At 54.1% G+C, this 19,147-nt stretch carries 15 protein-coding genes and 1 other RNA gene; 5 read left to right on the top strand and 11 right to left on the bottom strand.

Going from position 1 to position 19,147, the window contains the following annotated elements; translation table 11 throughout:
* Positions 1-10 precede the first annotated feature (10 nt).
* The 6 genes from sufE to sufA are packed head-to-tail and all read right to left on the bottom strand — an operon-like array spanning position 11 to position 5,591.
* The gene (sufE, locus tag NIM72_RS20280; RefSeq protein ID WP_161736470.1) at positions 11-427 is read right to left on the bottom strand and encodes a cysteine desulfuration protein SufE; all 417 of its coding nucleotides are present in this window, start codon (positions 425-427) and stop codon (positions 11-13) included.
* Positions 428-448: 21 nt separating this feature from the next.
* Complete coding sequence (gene sufS, locus NIM72_RS20275; protein WP_161736480.1) at positions 449-1,672, bottom strand: cysteine desulfurase SufS; 1,224 nt, start codon at positions 1,670-1,672, stop codon at positions 449-451.
* Complete coding sequence (sufD, locus tag NIM72_RS20270) at positions 1,672-2,952, bottom strand: Fe-S cluster assembly protein SufD (protein ID WP_161736469.1); 1,281 nt, start codon at positions 2,950-2,952, stop codon at positions 1,672-1,674. The genes sufS and sufD overlap by 1 nt, the downstream gene beginning before the upstream one ends.
* A complete protein-coding gene (sufC, locus tag NIM72_RS20265; protein ID WP_161736468.1) occupies positions 2,927-3,673 on the bottom strand; it encodes a Fe-S cluster assembly ATPase SufC in 747 nt (248 codons plus the stop codon). The genes sufD and sufC overlap by 26 nt, the downstream gene beginning before the upstream one ends.
* 42 nt (positions 3,674-3,715) lie before the next feature.
* The gene (gene sufB / locus NIM72_RS20260; RefSeq protein ID WP_013357696.1) at positions 3,716-5,209 is read right to left on the bottom strand and encodes a Fe-S cluster assembly protein SufB; all 1,494 of its coding nucleotides are present in this window, start codon (positions 5,207-5,209) and stop codon (positions 3,716-3,718) included.
* Between the two features lie 7 nt (positions 5,210-5,216).
* On the bottom strand, positions 5,217-5,591 hold the full coding sequence (gene sufA / locus NIM72_RS20255) for a Fe-S cluster assembly scaffold SufA (RefSeq protein WP_003853229.1): 375 nt from the start codon (positions 5,589-5,591) through the stop codon (positions 5,217-5,219).
* Between the two features lie 388 nt (positions 5,592-5,979).
* Between sufA and NIM72_RS20250 the strand changes: the two genes are divergently transcribed.
* On the top strand, positions 5,980-6,384 hold the full coding sequence (locus NIM72_RS20250; RefSeq protein ID WP_161736479.1) for a hypothetical protein: 405 nt from the start codon (positions 5,980-5,982) through the stop codon (positions 6,382-6,384).
* 33 nt (positions 6,385-6,417) lie between these two features.
* Here NIM72_RS20250 and NIM72_RS20245 read toward each other — a convergent pair whose 3' ends face one another.
* A complete protein-coding gene (locus NIM72_RS20245) occupies positions 6,418-9,471 on the bottom strand; it encodes an FAD-binding and (Fe-S)-binding domain-containing protein (RefSeq protein ID WP_222924107.1) in 3,054 nt (1,017 codons plus the stop codon).
* A gap of 205 nt (positions 9,472-9,676) precedes the next feature.
* Here NIM72_RS20245 and ydiK point away from each other — a divergent pair, with 205 nt between their 5' ends.
* Both ydiK and rprA read left to right on the top strand, forming a co-directional pair.
* Positions 9,677-10,795 carry an AI-2E family transporter YdiK gene (gene ydiK / locus NIM72_RS20240; protein ID WP_371876300.1) on the top strand — a complete coding sequence of 373 codons (1,119 nt, stop codon included), beginning with the start codon at positions 9,677-9,679 and terminating at the stop codon, positions 10,793-10,795.
* 292 nt (positions 10,796-11,087) lie between these two features.
* An RNA gene (rprA, locus tag NIM72_RS20235) (antisense sRNA RprA) lies at positions 11,088-11,195 on the top strand.
* A 69-nt stretch (positions 11,196-11,264) separates the two neighbouring features.
* Here rprA and ppsA read toward each other — a convergent pair.
* Positions 11,265-13,646 (bottom strand): phosphoenolpyruvate synthase, encoded by a 2,382-nt coding sequence (ppsA, locus tag NIM72_RS20230; protein WP_253421748.1) that lies wholly within the window; start codon positions 13,644-13,646, stop codon positions 11,265-11,267.
* Positions 13,647-14,082: 436 nt separating this feature from the next.
* Between ppsA and NIM72_RS20225 the strand changes: the two genes are divergently transcribed.
* The gene (locus tag NIM72_RS20225) at positions 14,083-14,910 is read left to right on the top strand and encodes a pyruvate, water dikinase regulatory protein (protein WP_013357691.1); all 828 of its coding nucleotides are present in this window, start codon (positions 14,083-14,085) and stop codon (positions 14,908-14,910) included.
* Between the two features lie 151 nt (positions 14,911-15,061).
* Positions 15,062-16,108, top strand: a complete 1,047-nt coding sequence (locus tag NIM72_RS20220) for a 3-deoxy-7-phosphoheptulonate synthase (RefSeq protein ID WP_161735818.1) — start codon at positions 15,062-15,064, stop codon at positions 16,106-16,108.
* Between the two features lie 7 nt (positions 16,109-16,115).
* On the opposite strand, the gene NIM72_RS20215 is transcribed toward NIM72_RS20220, so the two are convergent.
* From NIM72_RS20215 to NIM72_RS20205, 3 genes are all read right to left on the bottom strand, one after another.
* Positions 16,116-17,567 carry a protein adenylyltransferase SelO gene (locus tag NIM72_RS20215; protein WP_253421746.1) on the bottom strand — a complete coding sequence of 484 codons (1,452 nt, stop codon included), beginning with the start codon at positions 17,565-17,567 and terminating at the stop codon, positions 16,116-16,118.
* Positions 17,568-17,646: 79 nt separating this feature from the next.
* Positions 17,647-18,393: an EAL domain-containing protein gene (locus NIM72_RS20210; RefSeq protein ID WP_253421744.1), complete on the bottom strand. Its 747-nt coding sequence runs from the start codon at positions 18,391-18,393 to the stop codon at positions 17,647-17,649.
* Positions 18,394-18,686: 293 nt separating this feature from the next.
* Positions 18,687-19,145: a C40 family peptidase gene (locus tag NIM72_RS20205; protein WP_013357687.1), complete on the bottom strand. Its 459-nt coding sequence runs from the start codon at positions 19,143-19,145 to the stop codon at positions 18,687-18,689.
* Positions 19,146-19,147: the final 2 nt, after the last annotated feature.

The following is a 19,147-nucleotide window of genomic DNA, read 5'->3' as shown; positions in this document are numbered from 1 at the left end:
CGAGTGTAACTTAGCTGAGGTTCTGAGCGGTATGGCGAATAGACCGAATCATCGCCTCCAGCCCCTGCGATCGGGTGGGCGTCAGGTGCTGCACCAGTGCCAGTTCGCCAAACCAGTGGCGCACATCCAGCGCCAGAATTTCAGCGGGTGGCAGGTTCTGATAGAGACTAAATACAATAGCAATCAAACCTTTAACAATAGCAGCGTCACTGTCACCTTCAAATGCGATGGAACCATCGGCCTGCGGGGTCATTCTAATCCACACCTGACTCTGGCAACCCGAAATCGCGTTTTCCGGCTGGTGTAACGTTTCAGAAGATTCCGGAAGCTTTGAACCCAGTTCGATAATGTAGAGGTACTTCTCTTCCCAGTTAGCGCAACGGTTGAAGTTGCGAACCAGTTTCTCTTTTTCAGGCAAATTTGCCATCAGTGACTCCGTTAAAACTGTTCAGCCGCCCAGCAGACGATGAATGCGTGCCAAACCAGCAGCCAGACGATCCACTTCCTCTTCACTGTTATAGAAGGTGAAGGAAGCACGGCACATCGCCGGGACATTATAGTGCTGCATTAGTGGCATCGCACAGTGATGTCCGGTGCGGATGGCAATACCGTATTGATCCAGGAAACTGCCGACATCGAAAGCATGATGTTTGCCCAGGTTAAAGGCAATAACACCGGCACGAGACTGCGGGCCATAGATCTGAATATCCGGAACGGTGCCCAGCTTATCGAGCGCGTAATTCATCAATGCCGTCTCACGCTGATGAATGGTATCCAGTCCCAGCGCCTGCACATAGGCCATCGCCGCGCCAAAGCCGATAATGCCGCCGGTGTTCGGTGTACCTGCTTCAAAACGCCACGGCGCACTGTTCCAGGTGGTGCCGGTGGGCAGCAGAACCTGACCGATCATCGAACCGCCGCCTTCCCACGGTGGCATCTCATCCAGCAGTGCTTTGCGCCCATAGAGAATACCGACGCCATTCGGACCATAGAGTTTATGGCTGGAGAAGACGTAGAAGTCGCAGCCGATATCCTGCACATCCACTTTGTCATGCATCACGGCCTGCGCGCCATCCACCAGCGTAATCACGCCAGCGGCTTTTGCCTGGGCCACGATGGCTTTAACCGGGTTAACGGTGCCCAGCACGTTAGAAACGTGCGTGACCGCCAGCAGGCGCGTGCGGCTGTCTATCAGCCCCGCCAGCTGCTCCAGCGCCAACTCACCGTTGTCATTTAATGGCAGAACACGCACTTCTGCACCGGTACGCTGTGCCAGCATCTGCCACGGCACGATATTGGCGTGATGCTCCATCTCCGTGATGATCAGGTTGTCGCCAGACCTGAGGTTACTGCTGCCCCAGGTATTCGCCACCAGGTTGATGCCTTCGGTGGTGCCTTTAACGAAGATAATCTCTTCCTGTGAGCCGGCGTTAATGAAACGGGCAGCCTGATCGCGCACGTTCTCCATATCACTGGTCGCCTGCTGGCTCAGCGTATGGATACCACGATGCACGGCCGCATAGCCGTGCTGATAGAAATGACTCTCGGCGTTAATCACCGAGAGTGGACGCTGTGCGCTGGCCGCACTGTCAAGATAGGCCAGCGGATGACCGTTGACCTCACGCTTCAGGATAGGAAAATCAGCCCTGACGCGTTCGAGATCGAAGTTCATCATATGTCGCCTCCGGGAAAACGTTGCGCGATACGCTGCAGCACGGCCTGACGCATCACCTCATTTTCCAGTGTTTCGGTGAGTTCAGCTGCAAACGCATGAATAATCATGGTCTGTGCCGCATCCTGCTCAATACCGCGAGAACGCAGATAGAACATCTGCTCATCATCAATACGACCAATGGTAGCACCGTGGCTGCATTTAACGTCATCCGCGTAAATTTCGAGCTGCGGTTTGGTATCGACTTCAGAAAGCTTGCCCAGCAACAGGTTATTATTGGTCATCTGCCCGTCGGTCTTCAGTGCATGCTGCGCCACTTTGATATGACCGTTAAAAACCGCACGCCCTTTGTCACGCACGATGGTTTTATGCATCTGGCGGCTGACACAGTGGCCTTTGTTGTGCTCCAGGTAAGTACGGGTATCCGCCACTTCCTGTTTCACCGGCAGAACCAGGCTGTTAATTGCCAGCGTGGTATTTTCGCCATTCAGCTGAGTACTGGTATTGTGACGCGACAGGCCCGCACCCAGCAGGAAGCTGGTGCTGCTGACCTGGCCATCGTTACCAATCACCAGATCGTTATGCGCAAAGTGGTAGCTGGCGCTGCTTTCAAAGGCCAGCTTGGTGTGAGTCAGTTTCGCATTGTCACCAATCGCAAAGGTAAAGCGCGTGCCGGTGAAATGGGCGCGCTCATCCAGTGAAACGTAGTGCTCAATGACTTCCGCCTCGGCACTCTCTTCCAGCTGCAGGTGATGACGATAGTGAACTGTGTTCATGCCCGTCTGCTGGCCGCTGGTGATATGCAGCAGGTAGACCGGACGGGCTGCGGCTTTACCGCGTGCCAGACGCAGTGTCGTCACCGCTTCTGCCAGACTCTCGGTCAGGTGCAGGAAGACTTCCGGCTGAACCGCTGCAGGCAGCGGACGGCGCTCGGCGGCCACGCTGTGCTGGATCTCAAACAGTTCGACGTCGCGGCTGCTGAAGGCGGGCTGGAACTGACCGTCGACATACACCAGACGGATCGCATCCAGCGGCAGGGCCAGTGCATCAACCTGTTCAGCACTCAGGGTCTGCGGCGCATCGGGCAGCACGAACTGCTGGGACAGTAGCGTATCCAGCGGCGTGTACTTCCAGTTTTCATGCTTGCGGGTTGGCAGGCCAACCCGCATCAGTTGCTGCCAGTGCTGCTGTGCCTGCAGAGAACGCACGTCGCCACGTGATTCAAACAGGTGATGCCACTGTTGCAGCGCAGAATCACTCTTCGTCGGTAAGCCAGCCATAACCTTGCTCCTCCAGCTGTTTCACCAGCGAGAAGTCGCCAGATTTCACGATTTTGCCCTGATACAGAACATGAACGAAGTCTGGCTTAATGTAGTCCAGAATACGCTGGTAGTGAGTGACGATGATAAAGGCACGCTTCTCGTCACGCAGGCTGTTCACGCCATTAGCCACGATTTTAAGGGCATCAATATCCAGACCGGAGTCAGTCTCATCCAGGATGCAAAGCTCAGGTTCAAGCGCCGCCATCTGCAGGATGTCGTTACGTTTCTTCTCACCACCTGAGAAGCCAACGTTCACTGAACGGGTCAGCAGATCTTCCGGCATCTTCAGCAGCTGAATTTTTTCTTCAATGAAGTCCTGGAAATCGAAGCGATCCAGCTCGTCCTGCTGACGATATTTGCGCACCGCATTAACCGAGGTTTGCAGGAAAAACTGGTTGCTGACGCCCGGAATCTCTACCGGATACTGGAACGCCATAAAAATGCCTTCACCGGCACGCTCTTCAGGGGCCAGCTCCAGCAGATCTTTACCTTTGAAGCTGACTGAACCGCCAGTGACTTCATAATCTTCGCGGCCTGCCAGCGTGGCTGACAGCGTGCTTTTACCTGAGCCGTTCGGCCCCATGATGGCATGCACTTCGCCCGGTTTAATTTCGAGATTCAGGCCACGCAGAATGGCTTTATCTTCAACACTGACCTGCAAATCTTTAATGCTTAACATTCTTATTCCTTCACATTGCTTCCGGCAAGGCGTGTGACGGCATCAGCCCACACTGTGCTCAAGGCTGATGGCTAACAATTTCTGGGCTTCCACAGCAAATTCCAGTGGCAGCTCCGAGAATACGTCTTTACAGAAGCCGTTCACGATCATCGAGATGGCGTCTTCTTCACTGATACCGCGCTGCAGACAGTAGAACATCTGGTCTTCGCCGATACGTGAGGTCGTGGCTTCATGCTCAAGCTGGGCAGTATTGTTGCGGGTTTCGACATACGGGAACGTATGTGCGCCGCAATCAGGGCCGATCAGCATTGAGTCACACTGCGTAAAGTTACGGGCATTGGTGGCAGTTGGCATGATTTTTACCAGGCCGCGATAGGTGTTCTGACTTTTACCGGCCGAAATCCCTTTGGAGATAATGGTCGATTTGGTGTTTTTACCAATGTGGATCATCTTGGTGCCGGTATCGGCCTGCTGACGACCGCTGGTCAGTGCCACCGAGTAGAACTCACCCACCGAATAATCCCCGCGCAGAATGCAGCTCGGGTATTTCCAGGTGATCGCTGAACCGGTTTCAGACTGGGTCCAGGACATCTTGCTGTGGTCACCTTCACACAGCGCACGCTTGGTCACGAAGTTGAGGATACCGCCCTCGCCTTCGCCGCCAGGGAACCAGTTCTGAACGGTCGAATATTTCACTTCAGCATTTTTATGGATGATCACTTCCACCACGGCGGCATGCAGCTGATAGCTGTCACGCACGGGGGCTGAACAGCCTTCGATGTAGCTGACGTAGCTGTCTTCATCGGCAATCAGGATGGTGCGCTCGAACTGACCGGTTTTTGCTGCGTTAATGCGGAAATAGGTCGACAGCTCCATCGGGCAACGCACCCCTTTCGGGATATAGACGAAGGTGCCGTCAGAGGCCACCGCCGAGTTCAGTGCGGCAAAGAAGTTATCGTTAGCCGGAACCACCGTACCGAGATACTGCTTCACCAGCTCCGGGTGTTCCTGAATCGCTTCGCCGAATGAACAGAAGATAATCCCCTGCTCCGCCAGCTTGCCGCGATAGGTGGTTGCCACAGAGACGGAGTCAAAAATGGCGTCAACCGCCACTTCCCGCCCTTCACGCACCGGCACACCCAACTGATTAAAAGCGTTCTCCACTTCCTGCGTCAGGTAGTCGCTGGCTGGCGCGCTGCCTGAAGCCTGCGTCACACCCGGCTCTGAGGCGCAGGTATCATCGCAGTTACCGCACGAGGGCGCGGAGTAGTAGCTGTAATCCTGATAGTCGAGTTTTTCGTAGTGCGCTTTCAGCCAGTGCGGCTCTTCCATTTCAAGCCAGGCACGAAACGCTTTAAGACGAAACTCCAGCATCCACTCTGGCTCGTTACGCTTAGCCGAGATCGCCCGCACCACATCTTCATTGATGCCGTTGGCAAATTCTTCGGTCTGCAGTTGGGTAAAGAAGCCCTCTTTGTAGTTGAGCTTGCCTTCCCAGATTTGTACATCGTCAGATGTTTCGCTGTGTCGTGACATATTTCACTTACTCGACGCCAAAGCTCTCACCGCACCCGCAGGCGTGCTGAGCTTTAGGGTTATTGAATTTAAAAATCTGATTCAGGCCTTCGCGAACGTAATCCAGTTCAGTGCCATCAACGAATGGCATCGCCTGTAGCGGCACAAACAGCGTTGCGCCGTGGAATGAGAACTGCAGATCGTCTTCGACGGGTTCTTTCACCAGATCCATGACGTAGCCAAAACCGGCGCAGCCGGATTGTTTTACGCCCAGACGCAGCCCCTTGACTTCAGGGTCCTGAGCCGCCAGATTGAGAATTTGTTGCGCTGCGGTTTCAGTCAGCGTCAGACCTTTCCAGACAAAATCGTCGGGTGAGAAAGAGTCTGTATTAACAGATGCCATGTTGATACCTCTTGAGTCCGGACCTTTTCAGGCTATCCCCCTATGGTAGTGATCTGACCAATCACTTCAACCTCTTGTTTTGCAGGGATAATCATCTTGTGCTGTTTTATTCGCTCAATTATTAAGCATAGCTGCTTCCGTTCATCCTGTGTGAACAGAGTCAGTCTCAATAAGCCAGTGATAACCTATTAATAAATCACTCTATTTGAAATAACCATTTTTGATAAAAATGCTTATTGATAGGTTACGCCTTTCTCTGATGTAAACAGATTGTTATTTCCGATTATACCGACAGGCAGGATAAATCGATAAATTTTTCTCTCCTGCAATTGCAATCGCGCCCCAAATGAATATGATAATTATTATCATTAACATTGAGGGTGACGCCATAATGCTTTCTGTCTCCGCCTGGCTGCAGCATAAAATCGACGAGTACCAGTTTTCGGTGCGTGATATCACCGTCGACTTTTATATGGCGCAGGCAAAACTCGACCGGGCCGACTGCACGATTCATCAGCTACGTCAGTTTAACGATGCCTGCCAGGATATGGCAGAAGTCTGCCAGTTGAACGGTGACGATCAGAGTTACCTGCATGCGATGGGTAAACTGCATCACCGGTTGGTGCAGGAGATGGGAAACAACGATCGCGATCGCCTGTTTCGCCTTCAGGCCTATCAACTGGCGCGATTGTCCCTGACCCGCCTCTGCCATCAACTGGCTATGGTCGGAGAGTGGAACAAAGCCGCCGTGCTGCAAAGTGACTTCGTGCGTCACGCAGGCTGGATATTCTAATCCAGTCACGGCGTGACGTCGCGCACAATTTTTTTACATTAGCGTTAACAATGCCTGTAGCGGATGGCGCATGCCGTTGCCTTCCACACGCTTGACCTGGCTGCGGCATGAATAGCCGGTGGCCAGACAGCGCTGGCGCGGCAGTCGCTGAAGCTGGGGATGCCAGGAGAGCGCATAGATCCCCAGCGAGTTTTCAAGGTTCTGACTTTCGTGCCCATAAGTGCCCGCCATGCCGCAGCAACCTACATTAATGTTCTCCAGCTTTGCGCCAAAACGGGAGAAAATCGCCTGCCACTGGTTGGGCGCTGAAGGCAGCGCTGTTACCTCAGTGCAGTGTGCAAACAGATACCAGGACTCCCCGCCCGTGGCCTGTACCTCACGTTCTGCCAGGGCACGCTCTAACCATTCATGCACCAGCAATACGTTGAAGTCGCCGCGCGATTCACCCAGCGTGTGACGATACTCATCGCGATAGCAGAGCACGGTAGCCGGATCGACGCCGACCATCGGCAGTTCCAGTTTTGCGACCCGATTGAGAAAATCGGCGGTACGGGCTGCCGTGCGTGCGAAACGTTGCAGGAAGCCTTTCACGTGCTGCGCTTTACCGTTTGGCGAGAAAGGCAGCAGCACCGGGCGGTAACCCAGCTTCTCAATCAGCCTGACAAAATCGTTCACCAGCTGTGCCTCATAGAAGCTGGTAAAGGGATCCTGTACCACCAGCACACAGCTGGCGCGTTCCGTGGCTGTCAGTCCCTCCAGCTGTTCCAGCGTCATGTTCATGGCGGGATGGCCGCTGAGCTGCTGTTTCAGGTTAGGAGACGAAAGCAGCGGCAGATCGACCATGCCGATATGCGTTTTACTTAACTCTTTCACCCACGGCTGGCGCAGGAAGAAGTTGAACACTTTTGGTGCCTTCGCCATCAGAGGCGCATAACCTTCGACTGCCGCCACCAGATGATCGCTGACCGGGCGCAGATAACGGGTGTGATAGAGCTGCAGAAAGCGCGAACGGAAAGCAGGTACGTCAATTTTAATCGGACACTGGGTGGAACAGGCTTTACAGGCCAGACAGCCGGACATGGCCTCTTTCACCTCGTGTGAAAAGTCATACTCCCCTTTGCTGGCGTGCCAGCTGTTGCGGGTACGGGCGATCAACCCGCGTAGCGACAGGCTGTTTTCCGGCAGCTGTTTTTCGAGTACCAGCGGATCAACGCCCTGCCCGGCCAGCAGCCGCAGCCACTCCCGCGTCAGCGTTGCCCGCCCTTTTGGCGAGTGAATACGGTTGCGGGTAATCTTCATGGAGGGACACATCGGGCTGCGGGCATCAAAATTGAAACATAACCCGTTGCCGTTACACTCCATCGCTCCACGCCATTCATCCCGGACCGTTAACGGAATCTGCCGATCGTATGTTCCGCGCTTAACCGCATCAACCTGCATCATCTCGTCGTTGCTGTTAAAGGGCGTACAGATTTTGCCCGGATTCAGGCGGTTAAGCGGGTCGAACGCCGCTTTGATGCGACGTAACTCATTAAACAGCGTCTCACCGAAAAATGCCGGACTGTACTGGGCGCGGAACCCTTTGCCATGTTCGCCCCACAGCAGGCCGCCATAGCGCGCGGTCAGCGCCACCACTTCGTCAGAGATCTGTTTCATCATCATCTCCTGCTGCGGATCGCACATATCCAGCGCCGGACGCACGTGCAGGACGCCTGCATCGACGTGACCAAACATGCCGTAGCTCAGGCCGTGACTGTCGAGCAGCGCGCGAAACTCGACAATGTAGTCCGCCAGTTTTTCCGGCGGAACGGCGGTATCTTCGACAAACGGAATCGGCTTAGCCCGGCCTTTAGCATTTCCCAGCAGACCTACCGCTTTTTTACGCATGTTATAGATGCGCTCAATGCCCGCCAGATCGTTACAGAACTGATAGCCAATCACGCCGCCCTGCTGCTGCTGCATCAGCGCATCAAGCCGGGCACACAGTTTTTCGATCTGCTGATCGATGAGCGCGGCATTGTCACCCGCGAACTCAACGATGTTCAGACCCAGCATCTCTTTATCGGGTACGTCAGCAATCAATTCACGTACCGAGTGCCATACGATATCTTCCCGCGCCAGGTTCAGCACTTTGGAATCAACGGTCTCAACTGACAGCGCCTGCGCTTCCACCATAAAGGGCGCGTTACGCAGGGCAGAATCGAAGGAGTCATATTTAATGTTCACCAGCCGCCGCACTTTCGGCAGCGGGGTGATATCGAGACGCGCCTCAGTGACAAAGGCCAGTGTGCCCTCAGCGCCACATAGCAGACGTGTCAGGTCAAAGGTTTGCATATCGTCGCTGAAGACATGACGCAGGTCATATCCGGTCAGGAAGCGATTCAGCCTGGGAAACTTTTCCACAATGAGATCGCGGTGCTCGCGGCAGCGTGTCAGCACCTGCTGATAAATACGGCCTTCGAGGGTTGCCGTCTGTGCCAGCGTTTCAGCCAGCGCGGTGGCCATCGGCCGCGTATCAAGAATATCGCCGCCCAGCAGCACGGCGCGCAGGCCCAGTACATGGTCTGAGGTTTTGCCATAGACCAGCGATCCCTGGCCCGACGCGTCGGTATTGATCATGCCGCCCAGCGTGGCGCGGTTACTGGTGGACAATTCAGGCGAAAAGAAAAAGCCGAAAGGCTTCAGCCAGGCATTCAGCTGATCTTTGATGACGCCGGCTTCGACGCGTACCCAGCCCTCATCGGTATTGATTTCCAGGATGCGGTTCATGTAGCGCGACATGTCTACCACAATGCCCTGATTCAGCGACTGACCGTTGGTGCCGGTGCCGCCGCCGCGCGGGGTGAACACCAGGCTGGCAAAACGTGCTTCTCCAGCCACACGGGCCAGCAGCGCAACGTCCGCCGTCGAACGCGGAAAGAGCGCCGCGTCGGGCAGCAATTGATAGATGCTGTTATCGGTGGAGAGTGAAAGACGATCGGCATAGCTGGTTGCAATGTCGCCGGTAAAACCCTGCTCTTTCAGCGACTCAAGGAACGTCAGCACCAGTTGAACGAGGCCCGGTGCCTGCGAAATCTGTGGGATCATGATTGTCTGACCGAAGGTGTTGTAAACGTTTGCGTTTATACGTGAGCGATTTCTCGTTTTATCATATTTTTTCTGCGACTGCCCTTTTTTCAGAAAAGACAAAAACCTTTCTCCGCGACGCTGTTTAAACCCTGGCAAATAGATCATGATAAAAACGGGCATCCGAATGCCCTGAAATGAAGGATTAAGACGAGGTTATGAGTCAATGATGAAAAGCCAGTACCGGGATATGGATTTACCGCAAATACTCTTCACCCTGATGTTCATTCTGCTGCTGATCGTCGCCTGCTTATGGGTGGTGCAGCCGTTTATTCTGGGCTTTGCCTGGGCCAGCATGGTGGTGATTGCGACCTGGCCATTGATGCTGAAATTCCAGCGACTGTTATGGGGGCGCCGTTCGCTGGCGGTGATCGTGATGACAATGCTGCTGCTGCTGCTGTTTATCATCCCTATCGCACTGCTGGTCAGCAGCCTGATCGATAACAGTGCCCCGGTTATCGCCTGGGTTACCCAGGGTCATACGATGCCGCAGTTGCTGTGGCTCAGGGATGTGCCGATGGTCGGCAAAAAGCTTTATGTCAGTTATGACACGCTGGTAGCGAGCGGTGGTGCCGGCATCATGGCCAAAATTCAGCCCTACATTGGCCGTACTACCGGCTTTTTTGTCGCGCAGGCCGGTCATTTTGGCCGCTTTATGATCCATCTGGGCGTGATGTTGCTATTCAGTGTGCTGCTTTACTGGCGTGGCGAACAGGCTGCCCAGGGCATCCGTCACTTTGCTTTCCGCATGGCGGGACGGCGCGGTGATGCCGCCGTGCTGCTGGCAGCACAGTCCATTCGTGCCGTGGCGCTTGGCGTGGTAGTGACGGCACTGGTGCAGGGCGTGCTGGGCGGTATTGGTCTGGCGATCTCCGGCATTCCCTATGCCACGCTGTTAACGGTGCTGATGATCCTCTGCTGTCTGGTTCAGCTTGGCCCGCTGCTGGTGCTGGTCCCGGCCATTATCTATCTCTACTGGAGCGGCGATACAACCTGGGGGACCGTGCTGCTGGTCTGGAGTTGTGTGGTCGGTACAATGGATAACGTTCTGCGCCCCATGTTAATCCGGATGGGTGCCGATCTGCCGATGATCCTGATCCTCTCTGGCGTAATAGGTGGCCTGTTTGCCTTCGGCATGATTGGTTTGTTTATCGGGCCGGTAGTTCTGGCTGTTTCTTACCGTCTCGTTTCCGTCTGGGTTCATGAAGCGCCAGCGCCAGATAATGACCCGCTGGCCGTGGCGGATGCGCTGGCCGATCATGAGGGAACCCCGCCTGCCGTCTGATGCGATGCAGTAACGCGTTTCGCCAATCCCCCTTTTGAGCATTGATTAGTGCGGTTAATGATGATTAACCGCACCTACTCTCACCAATCAGATAAATTCTGTTTTCCATTAGCGATTTTTAAGAAAAAAGCCATCTTTGGCCTTTATTTGACCTTTGCGGCCTAAAAAAGATTACTTTCTGCACTGTTTCTTAAGTCAAACGGCGAAGTAAAGGTGACAAAAGATTATCGGCTTTAAACTAATAAGAGGATTCTTAAAGACGCCAGCCAGCGGTATGAATAACATGTTTCCTATGTTCGAAGTCAAGCTATTGATTTTCAGACAACCTGATTCCCCTGAGTAGCGTAAAGAATTGCTGTGTGTAGTCTTTGCCCATCCCCTGTGATGGGCTTTTTTTTTGCCTGAACCTGACCAGCTATAACAGAAAAAGGCCCGCAGTGCGGGCCTTTCATCATTTCTGCAAGCGGTGTCAGGCGGTTTTGTTTAACTGTGCCAGACTCACCCACGTTTCCACTACGGTATCCGGATTCAGCGACAGACTATCGATGCCCTCTTCCATCAGCCATGCGGCGAAATCCTGATGGTCTGACGGTCCCTGCCCACAGATTCCAACATATTTGCCCTGCTTTTTGGCTGCTTTGATGGCCATGGAAAGCAGCGCTTTCACGGCTTCGTTACGCTCGTCAAACAGCGCGGAGACGACACCGGAATCGCGGTCCAGCCCCAGCGTCAACTGCGTCATGTCATTAGAGCCGATAGAGAAGCCATCAAAGTGCTGCAGGAACTGCTCTGCCAGCAGCGCATTAGACGGGATCTCGCACATCATGATGATCTTCAGCCCGTTCTCACCGCGCTTCAGCCCCTGACGGGCCAGCTCTTCCACCACGGCCTGCGCCTGATCCACAGTACGCACAAACGGAACCATGATTTCGACGTTGGTCAGGCCCATCTCGTTGCGAACGCGTTTTACCGCTTCACACTCCAGCGCAAAGCAGTCGCGGAAGTTATCCGCCACATAGCGACCTGCACCACGGAATCCCAGCATCGGGTTTTCCTCCTGCGGCTCATAGCGTTCACCGCCAACGAGGTTGGCATATTCATTGGTTTTAAAGTCGGAAAGTCGGACAATTACGCGTTTCGGTGCAAATGCTGCACCAAGCGTGGCAATTCCCTCGGTCAGACGAGCGATGTAAAACTCCACCGGATTATCAAATCCTTTCATCATTTTACGGATCTGCTGCTGCAGTTCCGGCGTCTGCTGATCAAATTCAAGCAGCGCTTTAGGGTGGACGCCAATCATTCGGTTAATAATAAATTCCAGCCGCGCCAGGCCAACACCCTCGTTCGGCAGACAGGCAAAATCAAAAGCACGATCGGGGTTGCCCACGTTCATCATGATTTTCAGCGGCAGTTCAGGCAGTGAATCGACCTGCGAACTGGTGACGTCGAAGTCGAGCAGCTGATCATAAACGTAGCCTGTGTCGCCCTCAGCGCAGGAAACGGAAACCTGATGGCCCTCTCTTAGCCGATCGGTGGCATCGCCACAGCCCACTACCGCCGGAATACCCAGCTCACGCGCGATGATTGCCGCATGACAGGTTCGTCCGCCACGGTTAGTGACAATGGCTGACGCCTTTTTCATGATGGGTTCCCAGTCCGGGTCGGTCATGTCCGTCACCAGCACATCGCCTTTTTCAATGCGGTTCATTTCGCTGATATCGTGGATGACCTTCACCACGCCTGCGCCGATACGATGACCGATGGCTCGCCCTTCAACGACGACGCTGCCCTGACCCTGCAGCGTATAACGCTCCATTACCTGACCATTTGAGCGCACGGTTTCAGGACGCGCCTGAACAATAAACAGCTTGCCGGTATGTCCATCTTTGGCCCACTCAATATCCATCGGCCGCTGATAGTGTTGTTCAATCAGCACCGCCTGCTTCGCCAGCGCCTGCACTTCCTCATCGTTCAGGCAGAATCGGTCGCGTTCGGCCTCAGGCACATCTTCGATGCGTACCTGTTCGCCATGCGCCTGAGAATCGGCATACACCATGCGCACCTTTTTTGAGCCCATGTTGCGGCGTACGATAGACGGACGATCGGCCGCCAGCGTTGGCTTGTGAACATAGAACTCATCCGGGTTAACAGCGCCCTGCACCACCATCTCACCCAGTCCCAGGGCGGCAGTAATGAAGACCACCTGATCAAAGCCGGACTCGGTATCAATGGTGAACATCACACCTGACGACGCCAGGTCCGAACGCACCATGCGCTGTATGCCCGCAGAGAGCGCCACGCCACGATGGTCGTAGCCCTGATGCACACGGTAAGAGATAGCACGATCGTTAAACAGTGAAGCAAAGACATGCTTGACCGCCACCATCACGGCGTCGATGCCCTGCACATTCAGGAAGGTTTCCTGCTGGCCGGCAAAGGAGGCGTCGGGCATATCTTCGGCGGTGGCAGAGGAGCGGACGGCAAACGACGCGTCAGCATCATCGGCAGACAGTTGCTGATAAGCGTCCAGAATGGCGGACTCCAGCTCCGGCAGAAACGGCGTTTCCACCACCCACTGACGAATCTGTTTACCCGCTTTTGCCAGCGCATCAACATCATCAATATTTGTCTCATCCAGCAGCGCATAAATTCGCTGGTTCAGCCCGCTTTGATCGAGGAACAGGTTAAAGGCGTACGACGTGGTCGCAAAACCATTGGGCACGGAAACGCCCAGCGACGACAGATTCGTTATCATTTCACCTAAGGAGGCGTTTTTGCCGCCTACCCGATCAACATCATGCATACCAAGCTGGTTATACCAGAGCACCAGTGGCTGTTCTTGAGTGGACATCGCGCTTATCCTTAATCAATTATCAATGAATGGACACAGAGAGTGAGCTGTTTCCAGCCTGGCATATCACCCCATCAATAACGATCTGTTGAATCGTTAAAGCAGAATTTCAGCCGCAGTTTCGGAATTGTGAGCGGATTATTTTGCTGTTGCGCAAAGTCGCTATTTTCCTCTAACTGATTGATGTGGCAGGAAATTGAAGATTTTCAGCCACTTATGCATTCTGTTTTGTTGCGCAACAGACGCAGGGCTATTTGTAGCCCGATCACGGTTGAAAAGAATTCCGGCGAATCGAAACGCCTTTTCATTTTTATTAGTGTAATGAAACTGCAGACAAATAATCCGGGCAGACATTCCAGAAATTAAAATCAGAGATGATTTATTAAGTCGCATCGCGCATGCTGATGGCTCACTCCTGGCTGAGGCAGAATTCATTATGACAACTGACAGAAGCGTTTTTTATATCTCCGATGGTACAGCGATTACAGCTGAAGTCCTGGGCCATGCGGTGCTGTCGCAGTTTCCAGTCAATATCACCAGCCTGACGTTGCCATTTGTGGAAAACGTCCAGCGGGCGCTGGCGGTTAAAGCCCAGATTAACGCACTCTATCAGCAGAGCGGCGTACGGCCGCTGGTGTTCTTCTCCATTGTCACACCCGAGGTGCGCGACATTATCGTGCAGAGTGAGGGTTTTTGTCAGGATATCGTGCAGGCGCTGGTGGCACCTCTTCAGCAGGAACTGGGCTTATCGCCAGCGCCAGTGGCACATCGTACCCACGGACTGGACGCCAGTAATCTGGGGAAATATGACGCGCGTATTGCGGCGATCGATTACGCCCTGGCACATGATGACGGCATCTCGCTGCGCGGGCTGGAGGATGCGCAGGTGATTCTGTTAGGCGTCTCGCGCTGTGGCAAAACACCCACCAGCCTCTATCTGGCGATGCAGTTTGGTATTCGTGCCGCCAACTACCCGTTTATTGCCGACGATATGGATAATCTTAAACTGCCGCCCGCGCTGCGCGCCCACCAGAATAAACTCTTCGGGCTGACCATCGATCCGGAACGCCTGGCAGCAATACGGCAGGAGCGGGCGGAAAATACCCGTTACGCCTCAATGCGTCAATGCCGGCTGGAAGTAGGCGAAGTGGAAGCGCTGTTCCGCACCCATCAAATCCGCTATCTCAACAGCACCAACTACTCGGTCGAAGAGATCGCTACCAAAATTCTCGACATTATGGGCCTGACACGCCGCATGTATTGAAGGGAAATCAGATCGAAGATGTAAAGCGCCGCTGCCGTGGGTTTTGATTTCATTATCAAATCACGGGTTGAATTCGCAGACTAATGGTTTATTGTGACCACCATCACTTCCCGGTATTCCACCGCTGCGAAGAACCCTTTTCGAGATACTCATGAACAAAACCGACGAACTGCGTACCGCACGCATTGGTAGTCTGATTACCCCCGCCAGCCTGGCCGCTGAACATCCTGTCTCCGCGGCGATTGCCGACAACGTCACCGCTGCCCGTAAACGTATCGCCCGTATATTGACGGGTGAAGATCCCCGCCTGCTAGTGGTGATTGGCCCCTGCTCGCTGCACGACCCGAAAGCGGCCCTGGAGTATGCTGCGCGTCTGAACGCGTTGCGCAGCCGCTATGAAGATCGGCTGGAGATTGTAATGCGTGCCTACTTCGAGAAGCCACGCACCGTTGTCGGCTGGAAAGGTTTAATCTCCGATCCGGACCTGGATGGCAGCTACGATGTGAACCGGGGCATCGGCATTGCCCGCAAGCTTCTGATTGATATCAACGCGCTGGGCCTGCCCACTGCCACGGAGTTTCTGGATATGGTGATCGGCCAGTTTATTGCCGATCTGATCAGCTGGGGCGCGATTGGCGCACGTACCACCGAAAGCCAGATCCATCGTGAAATGGCCTCGGCCCTCTCCTGCCCGGTCGGCTTTAAAAACGGCACTGATGGAAACGTGCAGATCGCGGTAGATGCAATTCGCGCCGCACGCGCGAGCCACATGTTCCTGTCGCCGGATAAACTGGGCCAGATGACTATCTATCAGACCAGTGGCAACCCGCATGGTCATGTGATCCTGCGAGGCGGCAAACAGCCAAACTATCATGCCAGTGATGTCGCCGCCGCCGCAGAGAGTCTGGGGGCATTTAATCTGCCGCAGCAGCTGGTGATCGATTTCAGTCACGGCAACTGCCTGAAGCAGCATCGTCGTCAGATGGATGTGGCGGCAGAGGTGGCAGAGCAGATTAAATCAGGATCGCGGGCCGTTGCCGGTGTGATGATTGAAAGCTTCCTGGAAGAAGGCAATCAGAAAGTGGTGAGCGGCGAACCGCTGGTTTACGGCAAGTCGATTACCGATCCCTGCCTCGGCTGGCAGGAGAGCGAACAGGTGCTCGCCCTGCTGGCCGAGGCGGTTTCGCACCGCCTCTGAGTTCCGATTAGCTGGAGCAGCTGACCTCTAAGGTTTTGCCCCAATCTGGCGGCCGCTGACGATACTCAGCGGCTGTTTCATCGCTAAAGGGTTGCTGTAACGCCTGATGCAGACGAGCCAGCGCACCCTGCTCGCCCCGCTCCGCCTCTTCAATTACCTGCTGTGCCAGATAGTTGCGCAGAATCACCGCCGGATTGGCCGCCTTCATCACAGCCTGACGCTCCGCATCGCTGACCTGCTCGTCCATCAGACGGCTGCGGTAGCGCTGATACCAGCTATCAAACGCCTCACGATCGATGAACTCGTCGCGCAGCGGTGAGCGACGTTCAGTCTGCCGGGTCTCACTCAGCAGTCTGAACGTCAGGGTGTAATCACTGTGCTCCTGCGTCATCAGCGCCAGCAGATCGGTCAGAATCTGATTGTCGCTGCTCTGTTGTGTCAGCAGGCCGAGTTTTGCCCGCATCCTTTCACCCCAGACCCGCATCAGTTCAGGTTCATAGGCGCTCAGCGCCGTTCGCAACTGCTCAGTGGTCAGCAGCCCCGACAGCGCATGTGCCAGACGGTTAAGATTCCACATGCCAATCATCGGCTGATTTTCAAAGCTGTAGCGCCCCTGATAGTCGCTGTGATTACAGATAAAGTGAGGCTGATAATCATCCAGAAAACCATACGGGCCATAGTCGATAGTCAGGCCAAGGATCGACATATTGTCAGTATTCATGACGCCATGCGCAAAGCCCACGCTCTGCCACAGCGCAATCAGGCGTGCCGTGCGTAACACAATGTCGGCAAACCACTGTTGATAACGGTCCGCTTCTCCTTCCAGATGCGGCCAGTGATGGCGAATGGCGTAGTCGGCCAGTTGCTGTACTTTCTCCTGCTGCTGGCTGTAAAAGAAATGCTCGAAATGACCGAAACGCAGGTGGCTCGGTGAAATGCGCATCAGCATCGCGCCACGTTCAGTGGTTTCGCGGTAGACCGGCTCATCGCCTATCGACAGAGTGAGTGCGCGCGTGGTGGGAATGCCCAGATGGTGCAGCGCTTCCGAGGCGAGAAACTCCCGGACGCTGGAGCGAATGACGGCACGACCATCGCCCATGCGGGAATAAGGCGTCAGGCCTGCACCCTTGAGATGCCAGTCAAGTTTGCTGCCATCATCAAGACGCTGTTCACCCAGCAGGATACCGCGCCCGTCACCGAGCTGACCCGCCCAGACACCAAACTGATGGCCACTGTAGACCTGCGCCAGCGGCTGCATGCCGGGCAGCAGTGCCGCACCGTGCCACACATCGTGACCGTGACCCTCAAAAAGCGCACTATCCAGCCCCATTGAGGTTGCAAGCGGTGCGTTGTGATACAGCAGACGTCCGCCTGCCAGCGGCGTGGGGTTCAGCGCGGTATAACACCCGGAAAGCTCACGGAACCAGGTGTTGTCAAAAGAGGCCTTGCCTGAGGACATTGTTTCTCCCATGCGATACTCAGCGATACGTAGGTTAGTCCTTTAGTGTAACGCTGATGGCGGGGATTAACAGGTCAGGTCAGCCAGGATGCTGAGAAGATGGCATGCGCTCGTCGGCACAGAGCAGCGAATGCAGCGCATCAGATTTTACCACCGGGAAGAGTGAACCCTGAAACTCAGCGCCATTCAGCTGACTCACTTTTTCGAACAGCACTTCATCGTCAATGCCGCAAATAATAAGGCGGTCACAATGCGTGCGGAAATTATCAATAATGCTCTGAATAAACGGCACGAATGATGCGCGCTTTGCCAGGGAGTGAATAAACTCTTTGTCGAGACAGATGCAGCTGAATAAATTATCGTAGACCGCATTAGAGGGTGTTTTGCCCGCGCCAAAATGTGAAAGTGCTAAATTAAACTCAGCATGCAGGCTCGCCAGCAGCGGATTATTGTTGCCCAGCTTAAGTTGCGGAAACGTTTCAGTGATATTCAGGAGAATGAACGGCAGCTGTTTTATTTTGCGCATGACTAATTCACTGGCAAGCAGCGTCCGGGCCATGCCTTCATCAATACGGATAAAGGCTGACACGGAATGCGTTTCAAATAATCCGCGATTCTGCTCCAGCAATCCAATCTGGCTTTGCAGCAGGCGCAACTGCTGCGACTCGTCAAGCTGGGGAAGCAGCAGATCCTGTGGCAGGGTGATGGGCGCACTTTCATGCACAAACTGCGTAACCAGCTCGACAGCGGTCAACCGTCCGTCAACATCACAGACAGGATAAAACCAGATTTCCGACTGATAGTCGGCCGAGAGATGAATTTTCATTTTAATGCCAGAATATGCGGCGATGTTGATATCGTATAGTAATGGTCAGCTGCAGGCAATAGTGCCAAATCATTGAAGAGACGACCTTCTTTACGCTTCCATTGCCGTTTGACAACAGCCGATCACGCTTAAGCCAAATAAAGGTGATAAAACACCGGTTATTAGTGGAATTAAATCAGCCATTATTCTTTTTATTAAATCCTCACGCTAAACGTTCATTTAAAATAAAACTTTTACCCTTTGTTTTAACTCTATTTTAAATTGGACTTAAGTCTGATTTCGCAAACCTGCTGTTAAATACGGCGAGCCTGCCAGAACACTTTTCGCCAGTAGACATTGTCGAGTGAGGAGCGAATGACGCCCTGACTCGTCGAGGCGTGGATAAAAGCGTTATCGGTATCATAGATGCCCACATGCAGGCCATTTTCACCGCGTCCGGTTTTGAAAAAGACCAGATCGCCTGGCAGCAGTTCATCTTTGCTGATGCGGGTGCCAATATCGCTTTGGGCTGAGGTGGTGCGCGGCAGTTGCAGTGCAAATTTATCGCGGAAGGTCAGATAGACAAAGCCGGAGCAGTCAACACCGTTACGACTCATGCCGCCATAACGATAAGGGGTACCGCGCCAGTGACCGAGCTGATCGTTCAGTTCCGCTATCACGGTGATTGAATCGGAAAGACGACCATTAATCGGCGGAGCGTGATGACTGCATCCCGTCAGCAGCAGAACTAAAATCAGCAAACCCAGGCGCATCG

It is taken from the genome of Pantoea sp. B550 (assembly GCF_024158165.1).
GTDB lineage: Bacteria > Pseudomonadota > Gammaproteobacteria > Enterobacterales > Enterobacteriaceae > Pantoea > Pantoea alfalfae.
This window is presented reverse-complemented; position numbering and strand designations above follow the sequence as displayed.

Coding starts and splice junctions, on each gene's coding strand:
- NIM72_RS20245 (WP_222924107.1), bottom strand. CDS start 9,471: ATGATCCCACAGATTTCGCAGGCACCGGGCCTCGTTCAACTGGTGCTG.
- NIM72_RS20210 (WP_253421744.1), bottom strand. CDS start 18,393: ATGAAAATTCATCTCTCGGCCGACTATCAGTCGGAAATCTGGTTTTAT.
- NIM72_RS20205 (WP_013357687.1), bottom strand. CDS start 19,145: ATGCGCCTGGGTTTGCTGATTTTAGTTCTGCTGCTGACGGGATGCAGT.
- sufE (WP_161736470.1), bottom strand. CDS start 427: ATGGCAAATTTGCCTGAAAAAGAGAAACTGGTTCGCAACTTCAACCGT.
- NIM72_RS20220 (WP_161735818.1), top strand. CDS start 15,062: ATGAACAAAACCGACGAACTGCGTACCGCACGCATTGGTAGTCTGATT.
- sufS (WP_161736480.1), bottom strand. CDS start 1,672: ATGAACTTCGATCTCGAACGCGTCAGGGCTGATTTTCCTATCCTGAAG.
- ppsA (WP_253421748.1), bottom strand. CDS start 13,646: ATGTCCACTCAAGAACAGCCACTGGTGCTCTGGTATAACCAGCTTGGT.
- NIM72_RS20215 (WP_253421746.1), bottom strand. CDS start 17,567: ATGTCCTCAGGCAAGGCCTCTTTTGACAACACCTGGTTCCGTGAGCTT.
- NIM72_RS20225 (WP_013357691.1), top strand. CDS start 14,083: ATGACAACTGACAGAAGCGTTTTTTATATCTCCGATGGTACAGCGATT.
- sufB (WP_013357696.1), bottom strand. CDS start 5,209: ATGTCACGACACAGCGAAACATCTGACGATGTACAAATCTGGGAAGGC.
- ydiK (WP_371876300.1), top strand. CDS start 9,677: ATGATGAAAAGCCAGTACCGGGATATGGATTTACCGCAAATACTCTTC.
- sufC (WP_161736468.1), bottom strand. CDS start 3,673: ATGTTAAGCATTAAAGATTTGCAGGTCAGTGTTGAAGATAAAGCCATT.
- sufD (WP_161736469.1), bottom strand. CDS start 2,952: ATGGCTGGCTTACCGACGAAGAGTGATTCTGCGCTGCAACAGTGGCAT.
- sufA (WP_003853229.1), bottom strand. CDS start 5,591: ATGGCATCTGTTAATACAGACTCTTTCTCACCCGACGATTTTGTCTGG.